This window comes from Pseudonocardia spirodelae (genome assembly GCF_037727765.1).
GTDB lineage: Bacteria > Actinomycetota > Actinomycetes > Mycobacteriales > Pseudonocardiaceae > Pseudonocardia > Pseudonocardia spirodelae.
Map to the genome: position 1 here is coordinate 178574 of NZ_JBBJUP010000003.1, position 22094 is coordinate 200667.

Here is a 22094-nt window from a genome sequence, read left to right on the forward strand (position 1 = left end):
ATCGGCCGCGGGCCGCGGAGATCACCACGATTGATGACGACATGTGGCGTGGGCCTCACGACACGGCCGCGACGGCGCCGACCGGCACGGCGGCGGCCGACACGGAGCCGGCCAGGACGGTGTCGAGCGGGACGGGTTCCGCGGGTGCGCCGCCGGGTGGTCGCGGCCGGGGCCGGTCGGGCCGGTGCAGCGGGTTGGTGCGGGGCCCGCCCGGGACCCAGCCCGGTGGGGTGATCACCGGGAAGCCGTCGCGGATCTGCACGCTCCAGCCGTCGCGGTGGACCATCCGGTGGTGGTGCGGGCACAGCAGCACCAGGTTGTCCAGGTCGGTCGCGCCGCCCGCGGCCCAGTGGGTGCAGTGGTGGGCCACGCACCACTGCGGCGGGGCCTCGCACCCGGCGAAGGCGCACCCGCCGTCGCGCTGGGCCAGTGCCAGGCGCTGCGCGCGGGAGGCGAGGCGCTGCTCGCGGCCGAGGAACAGCGGCTCCCCGCTGCTGGCGAGCACGACCGGCACGACCCGCGCGTCGCAGGCCAGGCGCAGCGCGTCCCCGGCCGCGACGGCGGCGGCGAGCCCGCCCTCGCCGAACCCGAGCAGCGCCGCCCCGGTGCCGCTGGTGAGTGTCTCGATCGGGACGGTGACCGTCAGCGTGACGGGCCGGCCGTTCTCGACGCCGAGCGCGCCGACGGCGAGCAGCCGCCGCGCCAGCTCCACCAGCCCGTCGCCGGTGCGCTCGGCGGTGGAGCGCTCGTCGCGCGCGGGCGCGGACCCGGCGGTCCCGGCGGGCGGGACGGGCGCGGTCAGCGGGGACAGGGCGGTGCGCAGGATCGCCGCGGACTCGGTGTCGAACCAGCCCCGCGCCTCGTACCCGGCGCCCTGCGGGCGCAGCACGAACCGGGTGCGCGACGGCTTCGGCTCCCGCGGGCGCGGCCCGTCGGGGTCCAGCAGCGCGATCGCACGCCGGCCGAGCTTCTCCACGGCGTCGGGGTCCAGCGTGCGGGCGTGGTGGACCAGGTCGGCCTCCAGCACCGGGCGGTGCTCGTGCAGGTGCGGCGGCAGCGTCGCCAGCACGCGCAGGATCACCCGCACGTGCCCGTCGCCGACCGCGCCCTGGGCGAACGCGGCGGCCAGCTCGGGCAGCTCCGCGTCGACCCGCTCCCCCGTGATCAGGTGGAGCGGGGACAGCATCCGCGCGGCGTCGACCCGGGCGCGGGCGGTGGAGCGCGACACGTTCTGCACGGTGCGCAGCAGCTCCGCGGTGTCGCGGAACCCCCGGCCCTCGGCGAGCCCACGGATGGCGATCTCGGCGACCAGCGCGACCAGCGACGCGGACTCGCGGTTGATCCGCTCCTGGACGTCGGCGACCGCGAGGAGCAGCTCCTCGTCACCGGCCTGCCAGACGTCGTCCATGCACCCCACTCTACTCGACCACATGTTCGAATAGCAGGGGTTGAGCTGGGCGGATACCCGGCAGCGGCGAGCGGTCAGCCGGTGAATCCGTCCATGATCCCGTCGCCGTCCAGGTCGGACCCGCAGGCCGCGGTCCCGTAGTAGCCGCTGGTGGGGTCCGAGCACGCGGACTCCAGCCCGTCCCCGCCGGCGTCGCGCTCCTCGGCCTGCAGCTGCTCCAGGTACTCGCGCTGCGCCCGCTCCTTCGCCGCGATCAGGTCCGGGCAGTTCTTGTTGGTGATGTAGTGCGGGTGGGCCGGGTCCTCGAACTCCGGGTCCGCCGTCGGCTCGCAGGTGTAGAGCACCGGCTCCGGCTCGTCCTCGACGAACGACGAGAGCGGCACGTCCGGCACGACCCCCGGCACGAGCGGCGCCGGGAACTCCCGCGCCACCACACCGGGCCCCGCGGGAGCCGGGGCCGCGACCGCGACCACCGGCTCCGCGGAGGCGACGGACGCGACGCAGAGCGCGGCCGCCGCCGCCGCCGGCACCAACCCGGCCAGCAGGGCGCGGGACACGGAACGGCGTGGGCGGCGGTGCGAGGTCATCGTGCGGTCCCCCCGATCGGACGGGCCGCCCGGCGCGGCCCTCACCCCCGCCGGATCGCTCCGGACCGACCAGGCCGTTATCGGCCGCCCCGGCGGTTCATCGGAAGTGACGAGACGCCCCGGAGGCACGCCGTGGCACCCCCGCTCGTCACTACTGATGAACCGGTTGTGCACGAGCTAATAGGCCGTTCGGCCCACCCGATGCGGGTGTCAGAACGGTCCGAACGGCCGCGTCACCCCAGGAGAGCCACACCATGACCACCACGACGATCCCGATGCCGACCCCGTCGACCCGCGTCGCCGCCGACCCGGTGCGCGAGGCCGACGCCGCCACCGCGGCCGCCGCCGTCGCGCTCGGCGAGGCCGAGTCGGTCGTCGCCGCCCGCGCGGCCCGGCGCCCCGGCACCGGCTACGCGGTGCTCAACACCGTCGCCGCGCTGGTCCTGATCGTGCTGCTCTCCCCGCTGATGCTCGTCGTCGCCGCGACGGTGCTGCTCGACGGCGGCCCGGTGTTCTTCCGCCAGACCCGCGTCGGCCGCGACGGCGCCGAGTTCCGGATGATCAAGTTCCGCTCGATGGTCGTCGGCGCCGAGGCCCGTCTCGCCGCCCTGATGGGCAGCAACGAGGGCGCAGGCCCGCTGTTCAAGATGGCCCGCGACCCGCGGATCACCCGCGTCGGCCGGTTCCTGCGGACGTTCTCGCTCGACGAGCTGCCGCAGCTGTTCAACGTCGTCGGCGGCTCGATGGCGCTGGTCGGGCCCCACCCGGCCCTGCGCCGCGAGGTCGACGCCTACTGCCCGCTCGCCGCCAAGCCGGGCCTGACCGGCCTGTGGCAGGTGTCCGGGCGCAGCGACCTGAGCTGGGAGCAGTCGATCCGGCTCGACGCCGGGTACGTCGACCGCTGGTCCCCCGCCCTCGACCTGTCGATCCTGTTCCGCACGGTCGGCGTGGTCGTGCGCGGCGGCGGGGCGTACTGAGCCCGACGGACGACGTTCGCGAGCAGGTCCCGTAGACGGCAGCGCCCCGGTCCTACCGACGGTTACCGGTGCCGTTGCAGACGAAGCACTTCCCGTCCCCGCGGCAGTTCGGGCAGTTGACGGGCAGCATCCCGCCAACGAGGCCACGGCCGTTGCACTTGGGGCATCGTCCCTTGCCGCGGCAGGTTCCACAGTCAGCCATCGTCGTTCTCCTTCGTTCGATGTGTCGCAGGTCAGGGCTGGGACAGTGTTCCGGCGATCAGTGCGACGATCGCCGGCCGGCCGTCGGGAGTGGTCTCCAGCAGGATCGCCCGGGCCCGGAAGTACAGGTCCTGCAGATGCGGGACGACGCCCGGATCCCAGACGGCGAGGGCCCGCAGAATCACATCCGGATCGGATGTCCGGTGCTCCTCGGCGAACCTGGCGGCGAGGGTGGCGTCCCGCACGGCCAGGAACTGGCCGGCCCGACCCAGAACCATGCGCTGCATCCGTTCCCCGACGTCGGCGAGCCCGGCTGGTTCGACGGGGAGGCCTGCTGCGGTCAGGATGTCGGGAACGAGACCCGGAACTGGCCGGGGCGGCAGGAGGCCGTACGTCCCGGCGTCGAGCGTCCCGATGGAGCCGAGCGAGGTGTCGATCTGCTTCCAGTGCCCGATGAGCGGGATGATGAGGCGATCGGGGCCGTCGTCGACCGGGTACAGGCCGAAGACGGTCCGGTCCGGTTCCGGCCAGAACGCCGCAACGATCACTGTCCCGCCCGCCGTGAACGACACCGAGGCCTCGGGAGCGGGCGCGTCGTCGCGCCACTGCCACGTCGCGGGCAGCACAGGCGGGATGCCGGGGCGGGGAGGGTCGGCGAGCTGTTCGAGCAGGGCGAGACAGCCCGGCAGGTCCAGCATGGTGCGCAGCCGGCGGCCGGACCCCAGGACGGCGACACCGGTATCGGCCGGGTCCTCACCGCCAGGAGCCTGTGGCGGGGCCCCGGCGAGCCGCTCGGCCTCCTGGCGGCGGCGCGCGGCCTTCTCGTTGAAGACGATCCGCGGCTCGGGTCGGTCGTTGAGGAGCCAGTACGCGAGGACCACCGGCCAGACGAAGGTCTTTCCGACTGTGATCAGAGTCCATTCGACGCCAAGCCCGCCGTCGCCGAGCATTCGATAGCTGGACCACATCCCCAGTCCGGCACGGACACGGAACGCCATTCCCGCGATCAGTGCGCCGATGAACCAGAATCCGATGAAGGTACCCAACGCAGACCTCGATTCCGGAGACCCGATCGGTCTCCGACGGCAGAGCATTCACCACGGACATCGATCCGACGAGTGACCGGGGAGCCGTGTCGGCATCGTGTGGACACCTGGACAGGGTGCGATCCGGGGCCCTCGCCGTCCGGGACAGCCCACCGAACTGGGAGATCGTTCACCCAGGCGCAACCACGTCCAAGCAGCTGACGAGCTGTCCATGGAGCGGTCGCGGTGGACAACAGATCATCTGAGTTGACGATGCCGACCCGATTCCCGCGGCGCGGCAGGACCCGGTCTCCACGGCTCCGGAAAGCGAAACCTGCTCGTCACTGAGATCTCGACTCCGTCCGGTAACGCCACCGCACGCCGACTCGAATTCATCCGGGCGGGCCGACACTGAAACCGGTTCCGCCGTGGCGACGACGGGAGTGTCGATGTCGAATTGTGCGGATTGTGAGCCGTCGACCTCGGCACCCACGCAATTCTGCGGGGTGTGCGGGGCGTCTGACCTTTCCGGGAACGTGCCGTGGTACCTGCGGACGGACCCCCCCGGACCGGTCCCGTACCGGCTCCCGAGTCCGGGCAACTCGTCCGCCGCCGACGACGAGCCGCCGGAGCAGGTGAAGGATCTCCGCCGCTGTTTCGCCTCGGTGGTGATGGCGACGGTGGGGGCCGCTGCGCTGGTCGCCGCCGGTGTGGCGGGCGTGGCGGCGTGGCTGCCCTCCGTCGAAGTCGACGGCAACGCCGCCGTGGCTCCGGCTGCCGTCCCTGACCCGACGTTCGGCTCAGCACAGGCACCGCCGTCCGGGGGCCCGGTCGAGGACCAGTTCGACGGCGGTGGGACGGCACCCGCGTCGCCGTCGTCGGGTGCCGGCTACCTGGCCGGGCGTGCGGACCGGGACCGGGCGGCAATCGCCTCGTTGGAGGGAGCCTGGGTTCCGCAGATCTCGTCGAAGCGGTCGGGGATGACCGTGGGCGGCACGCTCTACGACGACGTCGCCATCGCCGACCATGTCGCCGAGCTCACCGTGCGCTACCCGGGTGCGCTCCTCGTGAGCTCGTCGGACTACGCGAGCTTCACCACGCCCGGTTTCTGGGTCGTCCTGGTCGGGCCCGGGTTCACCACCGCAGACGGGGCGAACTCCTGGTGCGACGCGGAGGCGCTCGGCACCGACGACTGCTTCGCCAAACGGCTGGCCCAGGACGGGCCGTCCGGCAACACCGTGCACCGCGAGGCGTCCTTCAGCGCGCCGGTGACCACGCCGCCGGCGGCGACGATGGACGCCTCCGGCACGTCCGCACCGGGCAGGAGCACGCATCGGCTGGTGACCATGCCGTAGCGGCGGACGACGACCGGGCTCGAGGACTGCCGCAGCGTCTCGGTGTTCATCGCGTGGGTCTGCACGAGGCTGAGGAAGCCCGCGATGATGCCGAACTCCTCCAGCGTCAGCCGGTCGGACAGGTCGAGCACGTGCATGTAGGTGATCAGCGAGCCGCGCTCCATCACCAGCGACGGGTCCCGGCCGGGCGTCTCGAACGCGGTGGACTCGGCGCGGACGCCGGTGATGAGGTTCAGCGACCCGATCGTCGCCTCGGGTCCCATCCGGACCAGCCGGCAGCCGCGCAGCACGGTGAGCCCGCCGATGCGGGCGTGCTCGTCCATCTCCAGCTCGCCGACGTCGACGAACGCGCGGCCGATGACGGCCGCGGGGTGCAGGCGGTAGCCGAGCAGACGGGTGTGCGCGGCGCGGCGCAGGCGCCCCGGGAGCAGGACGGCGACCGCGGCCACGAGGGTGCGGGAGCGGCGGCTGCGGAGCTTCATCGACGGGGTCTCCGGGGGATGCGGACGACGGCTGAGAGCAGTGGCGTGATGGTGTCAGGAATCCGCGTGCAGCCGATGGACGCAGGTGGGACGGCCGCGCCCCGGTCGCGCGTCCACCGTCCGTGCACATCGGGGCCGACAGCGATCAAGGCCGGGCGGGGACTCGCCCGCTCGGACTCCGCCGTCGCGTGGTGATCACCTGCGCGCAGCAGCGTCCGTCACGGTGAGTCGGCGATGCGCGGTCGGCGACAGCACTCCGATGTGGGATCACGAACGGGTGATGGCCGGGCGGCCGAGCCCGCGGTCAGGGGCCGAACAACGTCATGACCAGGTCGGTGATCTGCGCGATGTTCCGCCCCCGTCCCCAGCGCGGCGGCCGCGCGAGTCCGCAGGGGGCCCATCGGCGCCAGACGCACGGCGGACCGGTCGGGGTGCGGGCCTTGAAAGTTCCCGATTGGTAGTGACCGGCTCCCGTCCACCGCGGCGGGCGCTGGCCCGGTCGTGACCTTCACGTCCGGCCAGATTGCAAAGTCGACAAGTGCGGCCCACGGACGTCGGAGATCAGAGACAAGGCCTCCTGGAGCTCGACGGCCGGAGCGGCCGAGTCGTTGCCGTGTCCGCCCCATTGGTTAGAGCGGCAACGAGTCCGGGCGCCAACTTCGACGCGTCCTTCCGAGACTTCCTGGCGACACCCACAACCGCGCAAGAGCTTTACGGGAACCATGGAGTGGCTGCAATCTTCATCCCAGTACGGCGTCCCGATATTCCGCAGCTACGGCACCCGGGCTTCGATCCCGTTCAATCGATACCCTTCCCGCATCACCCAGATTGCTTCGCAGGGCAGCATCTTCAATCAGACAAAGTATCCGATCGGCCATTGCTGCGGAGTCTCCAGCCCTATAGTGAAGCCCAGATAGACCATCGACGACATACTCGGCGGCACCGCCCGCGTCAGGCACAAGAACAGGCACGCCGACAGCTTGAGCTTCACCGACCGTTCGACCACTTGGCTCTCTATCGTTTGCAACCACCACCAAGTCGAGGCCATCGTAAAGAACATCTAGCGGCAACTTCCCAGTGAATACAAATCGGCCCGAACCGAGCACCTGTTCTGCATATACTTCGAGTCGCCGCGAGTACGAAGCCACATCTACGAAGCTCTCGCCGCGAACCTCAATCCGAACATCTGCCGAAAGTTGGGCAACTGCATCAACTGCGATTTCAATTCGCTTAATCGGATCGACCCGTCCCACGATACCGACGACGAACGGGCGACCCGAGTCAGAAGACGGCCTCTTTACACCAAGCTCGATCGGACGATTGATTACACGAGCTTTCTTGGCCGGAACAAACCTGGCAATAAAAGTAGATATACATACAACGCGGGAACAGAGCAAACTTGAAACGTACACTATCATCTTGGTGATGGACGATCGAGGGGCATCGTGTAGATCCAAAATAAATCGAGTACGCCAACTAAGAAGGCGCAGTAGAACGATAGGAGCTAGGTCGAGACTGAAGATCACGTAAGTCTCGTTACGCCAGTTTGCTGTCCGAAGAATACTCCAACCAAAGATAAGAAGTGTACGGAGACGCGACAAACTAGAAGTGCAACCACGAAGGATAATGACGTCAGCTCCGGGCACGTTCGCCAGCCACTGCCTACGTAGCTCGTCACTGCAACACAATAGGAATACGTGCGTGCCAGTTTCGTTTAGATGACGAGCGAGCAGCATCAGGCTGTTCTCTGCGCCCCACGATCCTCGCGCACAGCTTATGAATCGCACCTCAAGCTCCCTATACTGCCTCGAGGACAGCATTCATCTTAGATACAAAAGACGCTTCTGAGAATCTCTTAGAGTACTCGACAATGTACTCGTTCTCGAAACTCATCGCCATAAATCTGCCGATGCATGCCCGGAGAGACTCTATCGTCTGCTGCTGGAAGAAGACCCCAGTTTCCTGATCTATGACCGTCTCCAACGCACCGCCTCCGCCATACGCAATTATCGGAGCGCCGCAGCGCATAGCTTCGACAGGAATCAATCCGAAGTCGTCCTCGCTCGGGAACACAACGGCCCGGGCGAACGAATAGATTGTCGATAGCTCCTCCGCGTTTTTTTTTCCAACAAAAGTGACGTTGGGGCTGGCCGTCGACTCGAGTCGCCGCCGATCTCTGCCGTCACCAACGACTATGAGTCGATACGGAAGATCCTTGAAAGCCTCCAATACCAGACCCAGCTTCTTGTAGGGCTCCACGATTCGACCTGCCCAGACGAAGTCGTCCGTCCGCTCCGAACCAGACCACGCGAAATCGTTCGATACTGGAGGGTACACTACGGGCACTTCTGCCAGTCCATAGAATGACGCAATACGATCACGTACTGCATTACTGTTCGCAATATACAGATCAGCGGATCTGGCAACTTCACGATCCAACCGACGCAGATGCGCACCCACCGCTGCAGCCGCGCCTCTATAGAAGGCATGATGCTGCGAGTACATCTGCAATCCGCTCCATATCTGTCTTAGCGGCGAATGACAATAGACGACCTTACTTCCAGTGCATCTGAAGTGGTGCGCGAACGCATACGATGAACACAGCGCATTGCCATCTATCGCCGCATGTCTCGCTACGGCATAGGGGTAGGCAAAGCTCATCTGGCGGTAGGTTCTTTTGGAGATCCGGGGGAATAAAATGTGCGTTTTGCCAAGTCCATCTCGAGCAAGGGATTCTTGATCTCCAGCGATAACCGTAAGGTGGTGACTGGAAGGCAATGCTTGCTGCATGACTCGAGTGACCCGCTCTGCTCCTCCCCGGTCGAACCAAAAATCATGCGTAATGGCCCACTTCATATCGGTGTCCTTCACATCTCTTCGCGGGACAGTAGGGCCGCCACACGCGACTTCATCTGCAAACTAATATTATCAATCGAATACGCGCCTCCTGCGTGGGTCAGTGACGCGCTGGATTCGATCCAATAAGTATCTGATGTGAGCAGCCTATCAATTTCGCCAGCCTGCTCATCTGCACTGTCAGACTGAAATATTGCATCCCTCAATTTGTCGAGCCCTCTCAGTCCAAGATGAGTTGTCACGACTGGAACACCGACTTCGATCGGGAGACCCATCTTCATGTTAATCCCACTGCCAGAGAAGACAGGATTAATGTAAACACGGTGACTCCTTACAAACGCTCTCGCATCGTCTACCTCGCCAACATAGACGACATTCTCCGTCCGCTTGATAGTATCGAGCAGACCCTTTGGAGCGCGTCGGCCGCCGACATATAGGGTGCAATCCGGCCGCAAACGTACGACCACCGGCAGCACATTCTTGATAAACCATTCGAGGCCATCTACTGCGTGTGCCATGTCCAACGATCCTAGAAACGCAAGGCTCCGCTTGGGCGGAAGCTGAGTTCTCCGTTCGGGGCGACCCGCGATTAGCGCTGGGGGCAAGATCTCCACGTCACGTAAACGCGAGAACGCAGATTCTCTATCCATATTTGTGAGCGCCCAGACATCGTCGGCGCTTGCGGCATGATTTGCGAGCTGCTGACGTGACATACGAAGCATTTCGAGTAAGTAGTATGCACGACGCCACCCTCGACTAGACGAGCGTAAGGACGAGAAGAACGAGTACTCGTCGTTGTGACTTCGGAGAACAATTTTCGCATTTCGACACCAGTGTTCTCGAATTTTAAGTGCGAGCGGTATCATCCACTCATGATGACAGATAATCAATGCGCATGGCTTCAATTCTCCTAGCCTCCTACGCACTAGAGGCCAAATTGCTCGACTGCTGAACTGATAGCTTGATAACGGATCTAAGAGCATCCCCCGCATAAGAGATTTCCGCGGAAAAACGAGCGTGTCGGCCGGCGCAGACGAATTGTCGGAATCTTGTCTAGTGCAGATAAGAACCTGCACATCGAATAACATCTGCAATGCGGAAATCTCGTGGGCGATCAACAACTGACCGCCGCTTCTAACTGGGAAGATTTGCTCGTCGGCTAGTACCAGAGCCCTAGACATCGTCGTTTTCCTTTACCTGCGAACTTAGAGCCAGGAGTGCCCCCAGAATGAGCGGCTGCTCCCAGCTAAACGGACTAGTAAAGTAGCTTGAGCTAATCAGCAGGAAGATGATGGAACTAAGCGCTGCACCCCGGAACTCTCGAGTGAACAGATTCGCCGTGACTCGGCTGACTGAAAAGACCATCGCCACTACAGCGGCAACTCCTGCAACTCCAAACCAAGTGGACAGGATCGCCGGCAGTGTCTTTGGAACCAGCGCGTTATCGTTGTTGCCAGAGGCAAGAATCGCGCTTTCCTCTAGATCTCGCAATCTAAACGCCGAACCAAGCTCACGAATTTCGTCTGCGAGCATGATCGGCAATATTTCGAACCCTCCCACGTAGCCTTGCCCAAGGGGGTACTGCAGAACGGACTTCCATCCGACTGCTGCCCAAATAGAACGTGTCGCGTCCGAAGTCTCTGCACTGAATCCAGCCCAGAATGGTGATGTCACGACGTACGCGAGCCCAAATGACAATACTAGAGTTACAATAGTCGCCCCGATAGCCGTGCTACGGAAAAATGCTCGGGACATTCGAAGCTCTTTGCACAGCAAAATAGCCGCAGTTATTGTCGAGACGGCATACATGGTGATTAGTGTGCCGCGTGACTGGGTAACGAGCACCGCCAGCCACACGACTAATACGCAGCCCATGAGTACGCTCTTTGAGCGAACTTGTAACGCGAAAATCCCAAAGGCAACTAGCATGCCTGCTCCGAGCGAGGACGGCTCGAATCGAGTTCCTCGGATTCTCTGCGCATAGTCTGGAGTGGCGTGCAGAAGCGAGACGGCCTGTAGGTCGACGTAGGAATAGGCTTGGAGAACCCCTCCGAGCACAAGAATTGCGAAAGCAAGGATCCCGACGGCCGCCAAAGTTCGAGGAATCAGACGTAAAGCACGGAATCCGGTGTCGAGAACGAGGATCCATAGTAGTACGAAGATTGTTACACGAGCCGACTTCGCCAGAAGTAGTTCTCCACGAATACTCTCAGGAAGTAGCCATAATGACGCCACTGTGAGACCTATTCCGTAGAGCCAAACCACCCAAGCCCATCTAGTTGGGTCATGGCCACACCTGGAGGCTTCGGGAAGCGTTCGTAGAAGTAGTCCGGCAAGAACGATGGGGAACCATGCTGGACTTCGCCCTACCCCCCCTGCAGACGCCAGGAAACCAACGTCATCGAACGGAATTAGAAGCCCGCCCAAGAGAAGGAGCAACTTACTTGCTTCACGGCGTATGCGCACGGAATTGGGCGGCATTTCTTCAACACTGCCCAGAATAGGTGCCGGCGTCATGTTCTCACGCCTGCATCTGCACGTGCATTACAGAATTCGGCATTGTTGGAGTTGATAGAGAAGAGTCTGCTCAAAAGCAGAACGACAAGGCATCCTATCAGGTATCCGATCGAACACCCTACGGGCCCAAACGGCAGCATGATCAAGGTGCTCGTCAACAGAATTGAGACATTCAGAGACTGAAAAGTCAATGCACGACGACCACCTCGAAGCACAAAGAGCATTGAGTATCGAAGCCAGTAAGCAGACTGGACGGCGCCGCCCGCCAGTAGAAAAAGACAACAATATCCTGCTAGCGTCCACTGCTCACCAAGGATTCTTGGAATCAGGACCATCCCAACGACTCCGGCAATCGCGAAAATAGGTCCTGCGATCAGTGTAAGCTTTCGCTCAGCGCGCCTCGCAATTTTCACGGCTTCGCCACGAGACGCTGCATGCGCGTTGGCAACTCGTGACAGGGAAACCCGCTCTACAGGGTGAAGAAGAACTTCCGTGAGAGTGGTCAGTGCGCGATAGCCGAGGCTATACTGCCCAAGAGCTGATGCTCCCAAAGCAACGCCGAGGACGACGTCGTCTGCTCGCCTCCCGACAATGCCAATGACATTTGCACTTAAGGCGAGGGCGGCTCGTCTGCGCACTTGGCGTGCTTCGTAAAAGTTTATGGAAGGCCTAATCCGGGTCTCAGGATGAATAATTATCAAGATGCCAGCCATTGTTACAACAAGCCAAGATTGAACAATTAGCGCCCAAACTCCCGCGCCAACTATGAAGATTGCTAAGCCGACGATAAGAGATATTACGCCACTAAGGATTTGGCGACGAGCGATCGCTGAGAACTTCCCTAACCGTTGCAAGCGCCCAAGACTTGGCGCTGCTACCGAGTATGTGACAGTAGACGATCCGAGAAGCGCGGATATTGCAAAGACTTGAGCTAAACTTGGAAGCAACGCCACAAGCGCACTGACCAGAAGAATCAGGAGATACACGACCATGCCAAAAACAGCCGCTAGCGAGACCGATGCTCGCTCTTCTTCATGAGATATCTCCGCCATCGCTGTTGTCGCCTGTATTAGCCCACCTTCTGCACAGAGGACGCCGATCGCGACTATCGCACTGGCCATAGCAAACTGCCCATAGCTAGCCGGGTCAATTGTGGCCAAAGTTATGGCAAGCAAGCCGATCTGAGAAACACGAACCGCAGCGTTTCCAGCCGATAGCGACCCAACCGCTCGGACACCGCTCTGGTTCGCTTTACGAAAGAGATTCCCGAGCGCACAAGCAGGGCGACTGCCGAAAAGCGACTTGATCACCAACTCAGACCACCCTCAGGTCTCACAAACCATGACCGCCGAGAGACGGCGGCCCTTTCGGTCCTGCGCCAGGTTGATTCTTGAAGTCGGTGGAAGGATGCCGATCAGTTATCGATACCGCCTGGTTTGATCGACCGTTCCGAGTTCGGTCGTGTGCGGGCTTGCGCTGCGAACTGTCTCGTCCAGCACTGGACGGAAAATTGTACGCTGAGTGGTCAGATCGATACGAGTACGAGTATTCGGCCGTTCGACCTCGGACCGGCTCCATGGTCAAGACGGTTCCGATTGGCTCTACACCAACGCGCCGAAGCGACTCGCAGGCCTGACGCACCTGAGTCGTTGATATGGCATTGAAGCGACATGCTAGAACGACGCCATCTACTTTCGGCGCCAACGCCGCAGCATCCGTTACCGGAAGCAGCGGCGGGGTGTCGATGAGAACAATGTCGTACAGTTCTCGAGCTTCCGCGAGAAAGCGATCCATTTGGGCTGACGACAACAGCTCACTAGGATTGGGCGGAATTGGGCCACTGGCGAGCATATCGACGATTCCACCGTTCCACGGCTGTGTGGCCTGGTGTCTTGCTACCCGACCGGACAATACACTTGTTAAGCCGACCGAGCGGTCCAGACCGAGTAGGGCGGACAGCCGAGGTCGACGCAAATCAGCCTCCACGAGCAGCACCTTCATCCCAACCGAGCTCATAGCTTCGGCCAGATTTGCAGTGAGCGTCGTCTTACCTTCGGCTGGAACGGAACTTGTGATCGCTATAATTTTGTGTGGCTTGTCCGCATTGACAAACTGTAGATTGGTTCTGACGTGTCTCACGCTCTCGGCTCGTACACCCTGCAAGTCACTAGCAAAGGCAAGAGGCTGATTGCGTGCATCTGCATCGAAAGGGGTGACGCCAAGATTCGGAACACCCGAACTTTCCTGGAGGCGCTCCACTGAGCTGACAGTCGTGTCCAAGGCGTTTCTCGCAAATGCTGCGGCTATTCCAAGAAACATGCCGGACAGAAGGCCAACGATGACGGTAGCTAATAGACTGCTCGAGCTTGGTTCGGTCGGAGCTTCGGCTGGCTGAACGACACGAATAGCAACCGGTGCGACACCAACAGGTGAGGCTGGCCGCTCAAGTTGATCGACAACGTCCGCGGTCACCAGGGCCGCAGTATTCGATAAAGCCGCGGCTGCTTCAGGGCTCGCGTCGATTGCACTTACGTTGATAATGACCGAATCAGGCGCACTCGTCGCAGAAATCTTCGACGCAAGCTCGTCCCGGGTGCTGGTAAGGCCAAGGCGTCTAGCCGTATCAGTCAAGGTTCGGTCGCTTGTGACCAGTTCGCTATACGATTTGACCCGCTGCTCCGAAAGCTGGGCCCCTTGGTATGCCTGTTGCGGATTGTCACCGACTTGCGCGGACACAAAGAGGTCCGTTGTGGCAGTGTACTCGGGAGGGCGAACAATGAATGCAATGATACTAGCCGCGATCCCCAATAAAGTGAAAGCCAGCGCCAGCGTCCATCTAGTTCGAACTATCCGTAAAGCCTCTTGGAGATTCATCCGGTTAGCCTCTCCCGACTAAAGGGTCTAGATCTTCTTGACGGTGTGCTCTATGCCATACCGTCGACTCTCGATGCCCACTCGACCACGGCCTGGGGCCATTCAGGGTCGAAGGATTACGAGCAATCCTTCAATCGCGGTGCCCACCACCGTCTGGCGTCTCGATGTCGGGATCGTCGCTTGCCTGGAGGGAACGAAGGCATGCATGAAGCTCGAGCTTCCGGGGTAGGTGATCCTCCCAGTCCCAATCGACGGAGGTCATCTCATGACTCTGAACGACGACGACATCACCACCTCCGACTCCACCGGCCCCGAAGGCCCCGCCGACTCCGGCGCCAGCCAGGGCACCCCCGGCCAGCACGACGGGGGCGCCGACGGCGGTGCCGACTCGGGCGCCGAGGGCCCGGCCGACTCGGGGGCCGGCAGCGGCACCCCCGGCCAGCACGACGGTGGGGCCGACGGCTCCGCCGAGGGTCCGGCGGACTCGGGGGCCGGCGGCGGCACCCCGGGACAGCACGACGGCGGCGCCGACGGTGGCGCCGACAGCGGTGCGAACTGAGCTCACCGAGCCGACGGCCGGTGTCGGGGCGTCCTCCCAGGAGGGCATCCCGGCGCCGGCCGGCGCACGTGGCGCCCTCGGGGGTGGCGCGCTGACGCGACTCGTCGGCTCGGACCTGGATGCCTTTGCTGGGGAGCACTGGGGCACCGCGCCACTGTTCCATGCGAGAGCCGATTGCAAAAGGTTCGCCGATCTGCTCGATCTCGACGCGGTCGACGAGCTGTTGTCCGCCAGGGGATTGCGTACTCCGTTCCTGAGGCTCGCGCGTAACGGCTCAGTGACCGGCTCCACAGACTTCACCGGCCCCGGTGGTGTCGGGGCCGAGATCGCCGACCAGGTCCGCGACGACCGCGTCGCCGCGCTGTTCGCCGACGGCAGCACCGTCGTCCTGCAGGCGCTGCACCGCACCTGGCCCGCGGTCATCGACTTCTGCACCGCGCTCGCCGAGGACCTCGGCCACCCGGTGCAGGCCAACGCTTACATCACTCCCCCGCAGTCGCAGGGCTTCTCCGCGCACTACGACGTGCACGACGTCTTCGTCCTGCAGCTCGCCGGGCGCAAGCACTGGCGCGTTCACGAGCCCGTCCTGACCGACCCGCTGCGGTCGCAGCCGTGGGCGCAGCACGGCGACGCCGTCGCGGCCCGCGCGCGGGACGACGAGCCCGTCATCGACCGGGTCCTCGAACCCGGAGACGTGATGTATCTGCCGCGCGGCTGGTTGCACTCGGCAACGGCGCTGGGGAGCGTCTCGGCACACCTGACCATCGGTGTCCACGTCGTCACGCGTTACGCCCTCGCGGAATCGATCCTGCAGATCCTCGCTTCTGATGAGCGGCTCCGCGCGACGCTGCCGCTGGGGATCGACGTCGCCGATCCCGAGCAGCTCGCACCGCACGTCGACGCCGTCCGGGACGCGCTGGTCGCGGCCCTGGGCGATGTCACCCCCGGCGCGGTCGCCCGCCGCGTCCGGGGCCGGGTGTGGACCGGGGGCCGCCCCGAGCCCGTCGGGCCGGTCGCGCTGGCCGCGTCCGCCCGCGACCTCGCCCCCGGCGACGCCGTGCGCCGCCGTCTCGGCGTGCACCACCGCCTCGTCCCGGGTGATGATCAGGTGGTGCTGGAGCTGGCCGAGAAGACGCTGACGCTGCCCGCCGTCGTCGCACCCGCCCTGCGGGCCGTGCTCGCCGGCGGGACCCACGCCGTCGGGGAGCTGCCCGGGCTCGACGCCGACGACCAGGTCGTGCTCGTCCGCCGCCTGCTGCGGGAGGGCGTGCTCGTCCCGGCGACGGCGTGACCGGCACCCGGGTGTTCCAGCGCTGCGCCGAGCTCGCCGAGACGGCCGGTGACCCCGGTGAGGGCACCGCGCCGCCGGCGCAGCAGTGGTTCCTGGTCGAGCACCGGGGCGCCTGGCCGCGGCTCGCGCTGCAGGCGCTCGACCCCGATGCCGCCACGGCGCTCGGGGAGTGGGCGGCCGGCACGGGCGCGCGGATCGTGCTGATCCGCCGCCCCGGGCGGCGCGGCCGCGACACCGACGGGCTGCGCTGGTTCCGCGTCGACGCCCGGCCCGGGCACGAGAGCGTCCGCACCGGTACCTGGGGCGGCCCCGGCGACCTCGCCGCCGCCGTCACCGCCGAGGGCGAGCCCCACGACGCCGGCCTCACCCTCGTCTGCGCCCACGGGCGCCACGACGCCTGCTGCGCCGTGCGCGGCCGCCCGCTCGCGGCCGCGCTCGCCGCCGACGACCCGGACGGCACCTGGGAGTGCAGCCACATCGGCGGCTGCCGCTTCGCCCCGGCGATGGTGCTGCTCCCCCACGGCTTCACCCACGGCGGCGTCTCCCCGCTCGGGGCGCCGTCGATCGTGCGCGCGCACCGGCGCGGGCTCGTCGCCCCCGCGACGCTGCGCGGGCGCTCGTCGCTGCCGCCCGCCGTGCAGGCCGCGCAGCACCACGCCCGCCTCGCGACCGGGGCGCACGGCGTCGACGACCTGCGCGTCGCCGCCGTCGAGTCCGACGGCGCGCCGGCCGGGAGCACCGGGTGGCGGGTGCGGTTCACCGGACCGGACTGCGTCGTCGAGCTGCGGGAGCGGTTCGTCGGCGTCGACCGGCCGCTGACATGCGCAGCCCGCCCGGCCGGGCGGATCCGCGTGTTCGACGCGCTCGACGTCCGCCGCTGACGGGCCTACCCAAGATTGCCGATCTCCACCTCTGATCGTTAATGAGGGGCTCTCACTGATCGACACCCCGTCCGAGGACAGGGCCGGACGGCCCGAACCGGACAGGGGAGCACGCGATGACCGCACCGACGGACAAGCGCACCGGGCAGCCGCTCGGCGCCGACCCGGTCGCCGAGGCCACCCGTGCGACCGAGGCCGCGGTGGCCGCGTTCGACGCCGCCGTCGACACCGTAGAGTTCGCCGCCGTCCCCGCCGCCCCGGCCCGCACCGCCGGGCGCGCCTACACCGCCCTCAACGCCGTCGCCGCCCTGCTGCTCATCCTGCTGCTCGCCCCGGTCATGCTCGCCGTCGCGGTCGCGGTCAAGCTCGACGGCGGCCCCGTGTTCTTCCGCCAGGCCCGCGTCGGCAAGGGCGGCACCGAGTTCGGGATGCTCAAGTTCCGCTCCATGGTCGTCGACGCCGAGGCCCGCCTCGCCGCACTCGCCGCCCGCAACCAGGGCGCCGGCCCGCTGTTCAAGATGTGCGACGACCCCCGCGTCACCCGCGTCGGCGCCGTCCTGCGCCGCTACTCCCTCGACGAGCTGCCCCAGCTGTTCAACGTCGTCGCCGGCACCATGCACCTCGTCGGCCCGCGCCCCGCCCTGCGCCGCGAGGTCGACGCCTACTGCACCACCGCACGGCGCCGCCTCGCCGTCAAGCCCGGCCTCACCGGGCTGTGGCAGGTCTCCGGCCGCAGCGACCTGAGCTGGGCCGAGTCCATCCGCCTCGACGCCGAGTACGTGCAGCGCTGGTCCCCGCTGCTCGACCTGTCGATCCTGGCCCGCACCGCCGGCGCGGTCACCCGCGGCGGCGGCGCCTACTGACCTGCCGACCCACCGCCCACCCCGGCGCGGACCAGCGCCGCGGCCCGCGACAGCGCGTCCCTCCCCCGCCGTGACGAGCGCACCCCGTCGTAGACCGTCCGCACGACCCGGCCCGGGACCAGCTCCACCGCGGGCGGGCGGCGGTGCAGCTCCCCGCCGTAGCGCAGCTTCGCCCGGTCGACGTCGGCCACCTCGTCGCGGCAGAGCGCCGGACCCGAACCGATCGCCGCCGCCGTCTGCGGCCGCACCCCGCCCAGGTCGAACCAGCGCAGCCCGGCGGCGCGCGCCCACAGCATCGAGTCCCACCGCACCGCCGCCGTCACGTTGAGCGCACCCGCAGGCCCGGACAGGTCGCTGCCGACGAACCGCACCGTCGCCGACCCGCCGCACACCGTCAGCACGTCCACCGCGGCAGGCACCCCGCCGGCCTCGCCGATCCGGATCACCGCATCGCCGTGGGCGACGAGCTCCGCGCACAGCGCGCGCAGGTACCCCTCCCCCACGGCGCGGAACCCCTGGCGCCGCGCCGTCCCGGCGAGCAGCCGGGCCACGGCCGCCAGGTCGTCCCCGGTCGCGGTCCGGACGGTGACCCCGCGCTCGGCCCACCGGTTCGTCCAGGTCCGCAGCCGCTTGCTCAGCCCCGCCCGCAACGCGGCCTCGTCGCGGGTCAGGTCCACCCGGACCGAGGCCGCCGGGGCGACCGTGGTCGTGGCCGGGCGGAACCCGCGCTCGCGCAGCGCCGCGCTGACGTCGTCCGCCCCGTACGGCGGCTGCACGACGAGCATCGCCGCCCGCCGCCGGGCGTACCCGGCCAGGGCGTCGGCCAGCGCGGCGACCTGGGCCGCCCGGTCCGCCCCCGCGGGCGCGACGACCGGGCCGCCCGACACGTAGGCGGCCGGCCCGAGCAGCGGGATCCGGCGGGACAGCACCATCACCCCCGCCGGCCCGTCCGCGCCGGCGGGGCCCGGCAGGTGCTCGGCGCGGTGCCCGGCCAGCGCCCGCAGCCGGGCCCAGCCGGACAGCTGGGTGACGTCGGCGTCCGGGGTGCCACGCACGGTGTCGTCCCAGCCCGGCGGGCAGAGCGGGCCGTCCGGGCGCGCCCGCGCCACGACGTGCGCCGGGGTCACCCCCGCTCCCCGGCCGGACGGGGCAGCACCTCGTAGAGCCGCCACGAGTTGCTCCGCGACCACTCCCGGCCGGGGCGCAGGCCCGGCAGCGTCCGCACCGGCCGGCACCGGCCCGTCGCCAGCAGCGCCTCCTCCTCGCGCGGGTTGCCGTACACGATGCGCAGCCGCCGCGGGTTGCGGTCGACGGACTCGACGAGCCGGTCGACCACCGTCCGGAAGATCGACCCCAGGAAGGGGTTGTAGAGGAACGCGACGGTGACGTCGTCGGGGATCTCGAAGTCCAGCACGTCGGCGTGGACCAGGCTCACGTCGCGGCCGGCGAGCCGGTGCCGGTTCGCCGCGATGTTGGCCTCGGCGATCCGGTGCAGGTCCCCGGCGATCTCGACGCCGAGGACCCGGCGGAACGGGTACATCATCGCCGCCTGCAGCACGACCCGGCCCATCCCCGAGCCGAGGTCGACGAACACGTCGTCCGCGGTCACCGTGCGCCGCGGCAGGATCGCGCGCAGGGTCAGCCAGCCCGTCGCGCCGTAGCGTTCCCGCTCGGCGTGCTCCAGGCCGAACGCGTCGAGCGGGACGACCTCGTCGGTGCGCACGCCGTAGCGGCGCTCGAACAGCACCGCGGTCGCCGTGCGACGCACCGACCGGTAGGCGGGCCGGACGAGGCCGGCGAAGACGCCGCTCACAGCCGCTCACACCCGGCGGCGCCGAGCCGGTTGCGGGTGTCGAAGACGCGCTCCGCGTACCGGCCGACCAGCTCCCAGTCCAGCACGTCGTGGTCGGTGAGGACCACGACGAGGTCGGCCGCGGCGAGCTCGTCGTCCGTGCAGCCGACCATCGTCACCCCGGGTGGCACGTGGTCGGGGTCGATCAGCGGGTCGACGGCGTGCAGCACCGCGCCCCGGTCGGCGAGGCGGCGCGCGACCGAGATGGCCGGCGAGTGCCGGGCGTCGCCCGAGTTGCGCTTGTAGGCCAGCCCCAGCAGCAGGATGCGGCTGCCGTTGACCGGGCGGCGGTCCCGGTTGAGCCGCGCCGCGACCCGCCCGACGACGTGGTCGGGCATGTGGTCGTTGACGTCGTTGGCGATCTCCACGAACCGGAACGTCTGCCCCAGCGAGCGCCGGACCTGCCACGACAGGTACGACGGGTCGATCGGCAGGCAGTGCCCGCCGACACCGGGGCCCGGCCGGAACGGCATGAACCCGAACGGCTTGGTCGCCGCGGCGTCGATCACCGACCACACGTCGACGCCCAGGTCGTGCCCGAGCACCGCCAGCTCGTTGACCAGCGCGATGTTGACGTGGCGGAACGTGTTCTCCAGCAGCTTCGCGAGCTCGGCCTCCCGGGTGCCCGCGACCTCGACGACCCGCTCGACCAGGGTCCGGTAGAACGCCGCGACCGCCTCCCGGGACGCGGCGTCGACCCCGCTGACGATCTTCGGTGTGGTGCGGAAGGTCCAGTTCCGGTTGCCCGGGTCGATCCGCTCCGGGCTGTAGCCGACGTGGAAGTCGCGGCCCGCCCGCCACCGGCCGGCCGACTCGAGCAGCGGCACGAACTCGTCCTCGGTGGTGCCCGGGTAGGTCGTGGACTCCAGGACGACGGTGCAGCCGGGACGCACGTGCCGGGCCAGCAGCAGCGCCGCGTCGCGGACGTGGCCGAGGTCCGGTGCGCCGTCGCGCAGCGGCGTCGGGACCGACACAACCGCCACGTCGAAGCCCGCCAGGTCGGCCTCGTCGCCGGTCGGGTGGAAGCGGGCCGTGTCGAGCACCCGGCGCAGGTCGTCGTCGGTGACGTCGTCGACGTAGCTGCGGGCCCGGACCAGGCGGTCGACCCGCGCCTTGTCCACGTCGAACCCGACGACGTCGTACCCCGCCTCCACCGCGCGGGTCGCGACGGGGAGACCGACGTAGCCCTGCCCGAGGACGGCGACGCGGCAGGGAGGTGCGATCACATCCATGGTGCTGCTCCTGGTGTCTCGACGGGGGCACCGGGACCGGCCGGCGCCGTAGGCTGTGCCCGGTCGGAGACCGGGACCGGGGGCGGTGCGATGAGGCGTGCGACCGGGGCCGTGCTGCTCGCGCTCGCGCTCGTCGCCGGCTGCTCGCCCGCGACCGGGCCGGGGCCGGCCGCCGCCCCCGGGTGCGCGACGGTGGCCGAGGACGCGGACGGCGCCCAGGCCGCCCTCGACGCCGTCCCGCCCGGCGGCGTGGTGTGCCTGCGCGGCGACGGGATCGCCGGCGCCGACCTGCGCATCGGGCGGTCCGGCGCCCCCGGCGCGCCGGTCGTGCTGGACGGCGGCGGCGCCGCGGTCCGGTCGGTGACGGTCGCGGCCGACCACGTCGTCGTCCGGGGGGTGCGCACCGTCGCGGGCGGGGCGGGCATCGACCTGACCGGCACCGACCTCGCGGTGCTCGACTCGCACCTCGACGGCCCGGAGCTCGACGGCGTCTCCTGCGTCGGCTGCACCGACGCGGTGATCCGCGGCACCACCGTCGACGGCGCCGACGGCAGCGGCGTCCTGGTCGAGGGCACGCGGATCCAGGTGCTCGACAACACCGTCCGGGGCTCGGTGCGGCGCCGGGCCACCGACGCCGACGGCATCCGGTTCTTCGGCACCGCGCTCACCCTGAGCCGCAACGAGATCAGCGACATCGGCCACGGCGGGTACACCGACGCGCCGCCGCACACCGACTGCTTCCAGACCTTCGACAACTCCCGCCCGCCGACCCGCGACGTGACGATCAGCGACAACGTCTGCCGCGACGTCGCCGACCAGTGCCTGATCGCGACCGCCGAGGTCTCGGGCGCCGAGGGCGACGTCGGGCGCTCGCGCGACATCCGCTTCGTCGGCAACCGGTGCGACGTCGGCGCGGCGCAGGCGGTGCTGGTGCGGTGGGTCCCCGGCGTGGTGATCACCGGGAACGTCCTCGACGGTCCGGGGCTGGACCGCGGCGCCTACCTGGGCGACGGCTCGACCGGCGCGCGCTTCACCGGCAACACCACCCCACCCGGGGTGCGGCCGGTGCAGGCCGACGCGTCGTCGCAGGCCGGTCTGGTCTCCGACCGGCCGGAGTGAGCACGGGGGCGTCAT

At 67.5% G+C, this 22094-nt stretch carries 18 protein-coding genes and 1 pseudogene; 6 read left to right on the forward strand and 13 right to left on the reverse strand.

Going from position 1 to position 22094, the window contains the following annotated elements; all coding sequences use genetic code 11:
• Positions 1-55: 55 nt before the first annotated feature.
• Together WJX68_RS04905 and WJX68_RS04910 are read right to left on the reverse strand one after the other, a co-directional pair.
• On the reverse strand, positions 56-1408 hold the full coding sequence (locus WJX68_RS04905) for an HNH endonuclease signature motif containing protein (RefSeq protein WP_340286400.1): 1353 nt from the start codon (positions 1406-1408) through the stop codon (positions 56-58).
• A 74-nt stretch (positions 1409-1482) separates the two neighbouring features.
• The gene (locus tag WJX68_RS04910) at positions 1483-1995 is read right to left on the reverse strand and encodes a hypothetical protein (protein WP_340286402.1); all 513 of its coding nucleotides are present in this window, start codon (positions 1993-1995) and stop codon (positions 1483-1485) included.
• A 416-nt stretch (positions 1996-2411) separates the two neighbouring features.
• On the opposite strand from WJX68_RS04910, the pseudogene WJX68_RS04915 reads away from it, so the two are divergent.
• Positions 2412-2972 (forward strand): annotated as a pseudogene (locus WJX68_RS04915) (sugar transferase); the annotation flags it as partial.
• 233 nt (positions 2973-3205) lie between these two features.
• Here the strand turns inward: WJX68_RS04915 and WJX68_RS04920 are convergent.
• The 8 genes from WJX68_RS04920 to WJX68_RS04955 form a co-directional block, all read right to left on the reverse strand.
• Positions 3206-4219: a hypothetical protein gene (locus tag WJX68_RS04920; RefSeq protein WP_340286404.1), complete on the reverse strand. Its 1014-nt coding sequence runs from the start codon at positions 4217-4219 to the stop codon at positions 3206-3208.
• 1060 nt (positions 4220-5279) lie between these two features.
• Positions 5280-6035: a hypothetical protein gene (locus tag WJX68_RS04925; protein ID WP_340286406.1), complete on the reverse strand. Its 756-nt coding sequence runs from the start codon at positions 6033-6035 to the stop codon at positions 5280-5282.
• Between the two features lie 740 nt (positions 6036-6775).
• On the reverse strand, positions 6776-7561 hold the full coding sequence (locus WJX68_RS04930) for a glycosyltransferase family 4 protein (protein WP_340286408.1): 786 nt from the start codon (positions 7559-7561) through the stop codon (positions 6776-6778).
• 271 nt (positions 7562-7832) lie between these two features.
• On the reverse strand, positions 7833-8891 hold the full coding sequence (locus WJX68_RS04935) for a glycosyltransferase (RefSeq protein ID WP_340286654.1): 1059 nt from the start codon (positions 8889-8891) through the stop codon (positions 7833-7835).
• Positions 8892-8902: 11 nt separating this feature from the next.
• Positions 8903-10072, reverse strand: coding sequence for a glycosyltransferase (locus WJX68_RS04940; protein WP_340286410.1), 1170 nt, complete (start codon positions 10070-10072; stop codon positions 8903-8905).
• Complete coding sequence (locus WJX68_RS04945; RefSeq protein WP_340286412.1) at positions 10065-11156, reverse strand: hypothetical protein; 1092 nt, start codon at positions 11154-11156, stop codon at positions 10065-10067. Before WJX68_RS04945 ends, WJX68_RS04940 begins: the two co-directional genes overlap by 8 nt.
• 248 nt (positions 11157-11404) lie before the next feature.
• Positions 11405-12718 carry an oligosaccharide flippase family protein gene (locus WJX68_RS04950; RefSeq protein WP_340286656.1) on the reverse strand — a complete coding sequence of 438 codons (1314 nt, stop codon included), beginning with the start codon at positions 12716-12718 and terminating at the stop codon, positions 11405-11407.
• 22 nt (positions 12719-12740) lie between these two features.
• Positions 12741-14282: a tyrosine-protein kinase domain-containing protein gene (locus WJX68_RS04955; protein WP_340286414.1), complete on the reverse strand. Its 1542-nt coding sequence runs from the start codon at positions 14280-14282 to the stop codon at positions 12741-12743.
• 265 nt (positions 14283-14547) lie between these two features.
• Between WJX68_RS04955 and WJX68_RS04960 the strand changes: the two genes are divergently transcribed.
• The 4 genes from WJX68_RS04960 to WJX68_RS04975 all read left to right on the forward strand — a co-directional run bounded on the left by WJX68_RS04960 (position 14548) and on the right by WJX68_RS04975 (position 17876).
• Positions 14548-14841 (forward strand): hypothetical protein, encoded by a 294-nt coding sequence (locus tag WJX68_RS04960; protein WP_340286416.1) that lies wholly within the window; start codon positions 14548-14550, stop codon positions 14839-14841.
• Between the two features lie 277 nt (positions 14842-15118).
• On the forward strand, positions 15119-16132 hold the full coding sequence (locus WJX68_RS04965) for a cupin domain-containing protein (protein ID WP_340286418.1): 1014 nt from the start codon (positions 15119-15121) through the stop codon (positions 16130-16132).
• Positions 16129-17013 carry a sucrase ferredoxin gene (locus tag WJX68_RS04970; protein ID WP_340286420.1) on the forward strand — a complete coding sequence of 295 codons (885 nt, stop codon included), beginning with the start codon at positions 16129-16131 and terminating at the stop codon, positions 17011-17013. Before WJX68_RS04965 ends, WJX68_RS04970 begins: the two co-directional genes overlap by 4 nt.
• Positions 17014-17129: 116 nt before the next feature.
• Positions 17130-17876, forward strand: a complete 747-nt coding sequence (locus WJX68_RS04975) for a sugar transferase (RefSeq protein WP_422785654.1) — start codon at positions 17130-17132, stop codon at positions 17874-17876.
• On the opposite strand, the gene WJX68_RS04980 is transcribed toward WJX68_RS04975, so the two are convergent.
• The 3 genes from WJX68_RS04980 to WJX68_RS04990 are packed head-to-tail and all read right to left on the reverse strand — an operon-like array spanning position 17870 to position 20960.
• Positions 17870-19003, reverse strand: a complete 1134-nt coding sequence (locus tag WJX68_RS04980; RefSeq protein WP_340286422.1) for a lipid II:glycine glycyltransferase FemX — start codon at positions 19001-19003, stop codon at positions 17870-17872. The genes WJX68_RS04975 and WJX68_RS04980 overlap by 7 nt on opposite strands.
• Positions 19000-19689, reverse strand: coding sequence for a class I SAM-dependent methyltransferase (locus tag WJX68_RS04985; protein ID WP_340286424.1), 690 nt, complete (start codon positions 19687-19689; stop codon positions 19000-19002). The genes WJX68_RS04980 and WJX68_RS04985 overlap by 4 nt, the downstream gene beginning before the upstream one ends.
• Positions 19686-20960 (reverse strand): nucleotide sugar dehydrogenase, encoded by a 1275-nt coding sequence (locus WJX68_RS04990; RefSeq protein ID WP_340286425.1) that lies wholly within the window; start codon positions 20958-20960, stop codon positions 19686-19688. The genes WJX68_RS04985 and WJX68_RS04990 overlap by 4 nt, the downstream gene beginning before the upstream one ends.
• Positions 20961-21050: 90 nt before the next feature.
• On the opposite strand from WJX68_RS04990, the gene WJX68_RS04995 reads away from it, so the two are divergent.
• The gene (locus WJX68_RS04995) at positions 21051-22079 is read left to right on the forward strand and encodes a right-handed parallel beta-helix repeat-containing protein (RefSeq protein ID WP_340286427.1); all 1029 of its coding nucleotides are present in this window, start codon (positions 21051-21053) and stop codon (positions 22077-22079) included.
• Positions 22080-22094 lie beyond the last annotated feature (15 nt).

Excerpts from the sequence above, each read along its gene's own strand:
- WJX68_RS04995 (WP_340286427.1), top strand. The coding sequence starts at position 21,051 with ATGAGGCGTGCGACCGGGGCCGTGCTGCTCGCGCTCGCGCTCGTCGCC.
- WJX68_RS04905 (WP_340286400.1), bottom strand. The coding sequence starts at position 1,408 with ATGGACGACGTCTGGCAGGCCGGTGACGAGGAGCTGCTCCTCGCGGTC.
- WJX68_RS04990 (WP_340286425.1), bottom strand. The coding sequence starts at position 20,960 with ATGGATGTGATCGCACCTCCCTGCCGCGTCGCCGTCCTCGGGCAGGGC.
- WJX68_RS04925 (WP_340286406.1), bottom strand. The coding sequence starts at position 6,035 with ATGAAGCTCCGCAGCCGCCGCTCCCGCACCCTCGTGGCCGCGGTCGCC.
- WJX68_RS04910 (WP_340286402.1), bottom strand. The coding sequence starts at position 1,995 with ATGACCTCGCACCGCCGCCCACGCCGTTCCGTGTCCCGCGCCCTGCTG.
- WJX68_RS04975 (WP_422785654.1), top strand. The coding sequence starts at position 17,130 with ATGACCGCACCGACGGACAAGCGCACCGGGCAGCCGCTCGGCGCCGAC.
- WJX68_RS04940 (WP_340286410.1), bottom strand. The coding sequence starts at position 10,072 with ATGTCTAGGGCTCTGGTACTAGCCGACGAGCAAATCTTCCCAGTTAGA.
- WJX68_RS04955 (WP_340286414.1), bottom strand. The coding sequence starts at position 14,282 with ATGAATCTCCAAGAGGCTTTACGGATAGTTCGAACTAGATGGACGCTG.
- WJX68_RS04960 (WP_340286416.1), top strand. The coding sequence starts at position 14,548 with ATGACTCTGAACGACGACGACATCACCACCTCCGACTCCACCGGCCCC.
- WJX68_RS04935 (WP_340286654.1), bottom strand. The coding sequence starts at position 8,891 with ATGAAGTGGGCCATTACGCATGATTTTTGGTTCGACCGGGGAGGAGCA.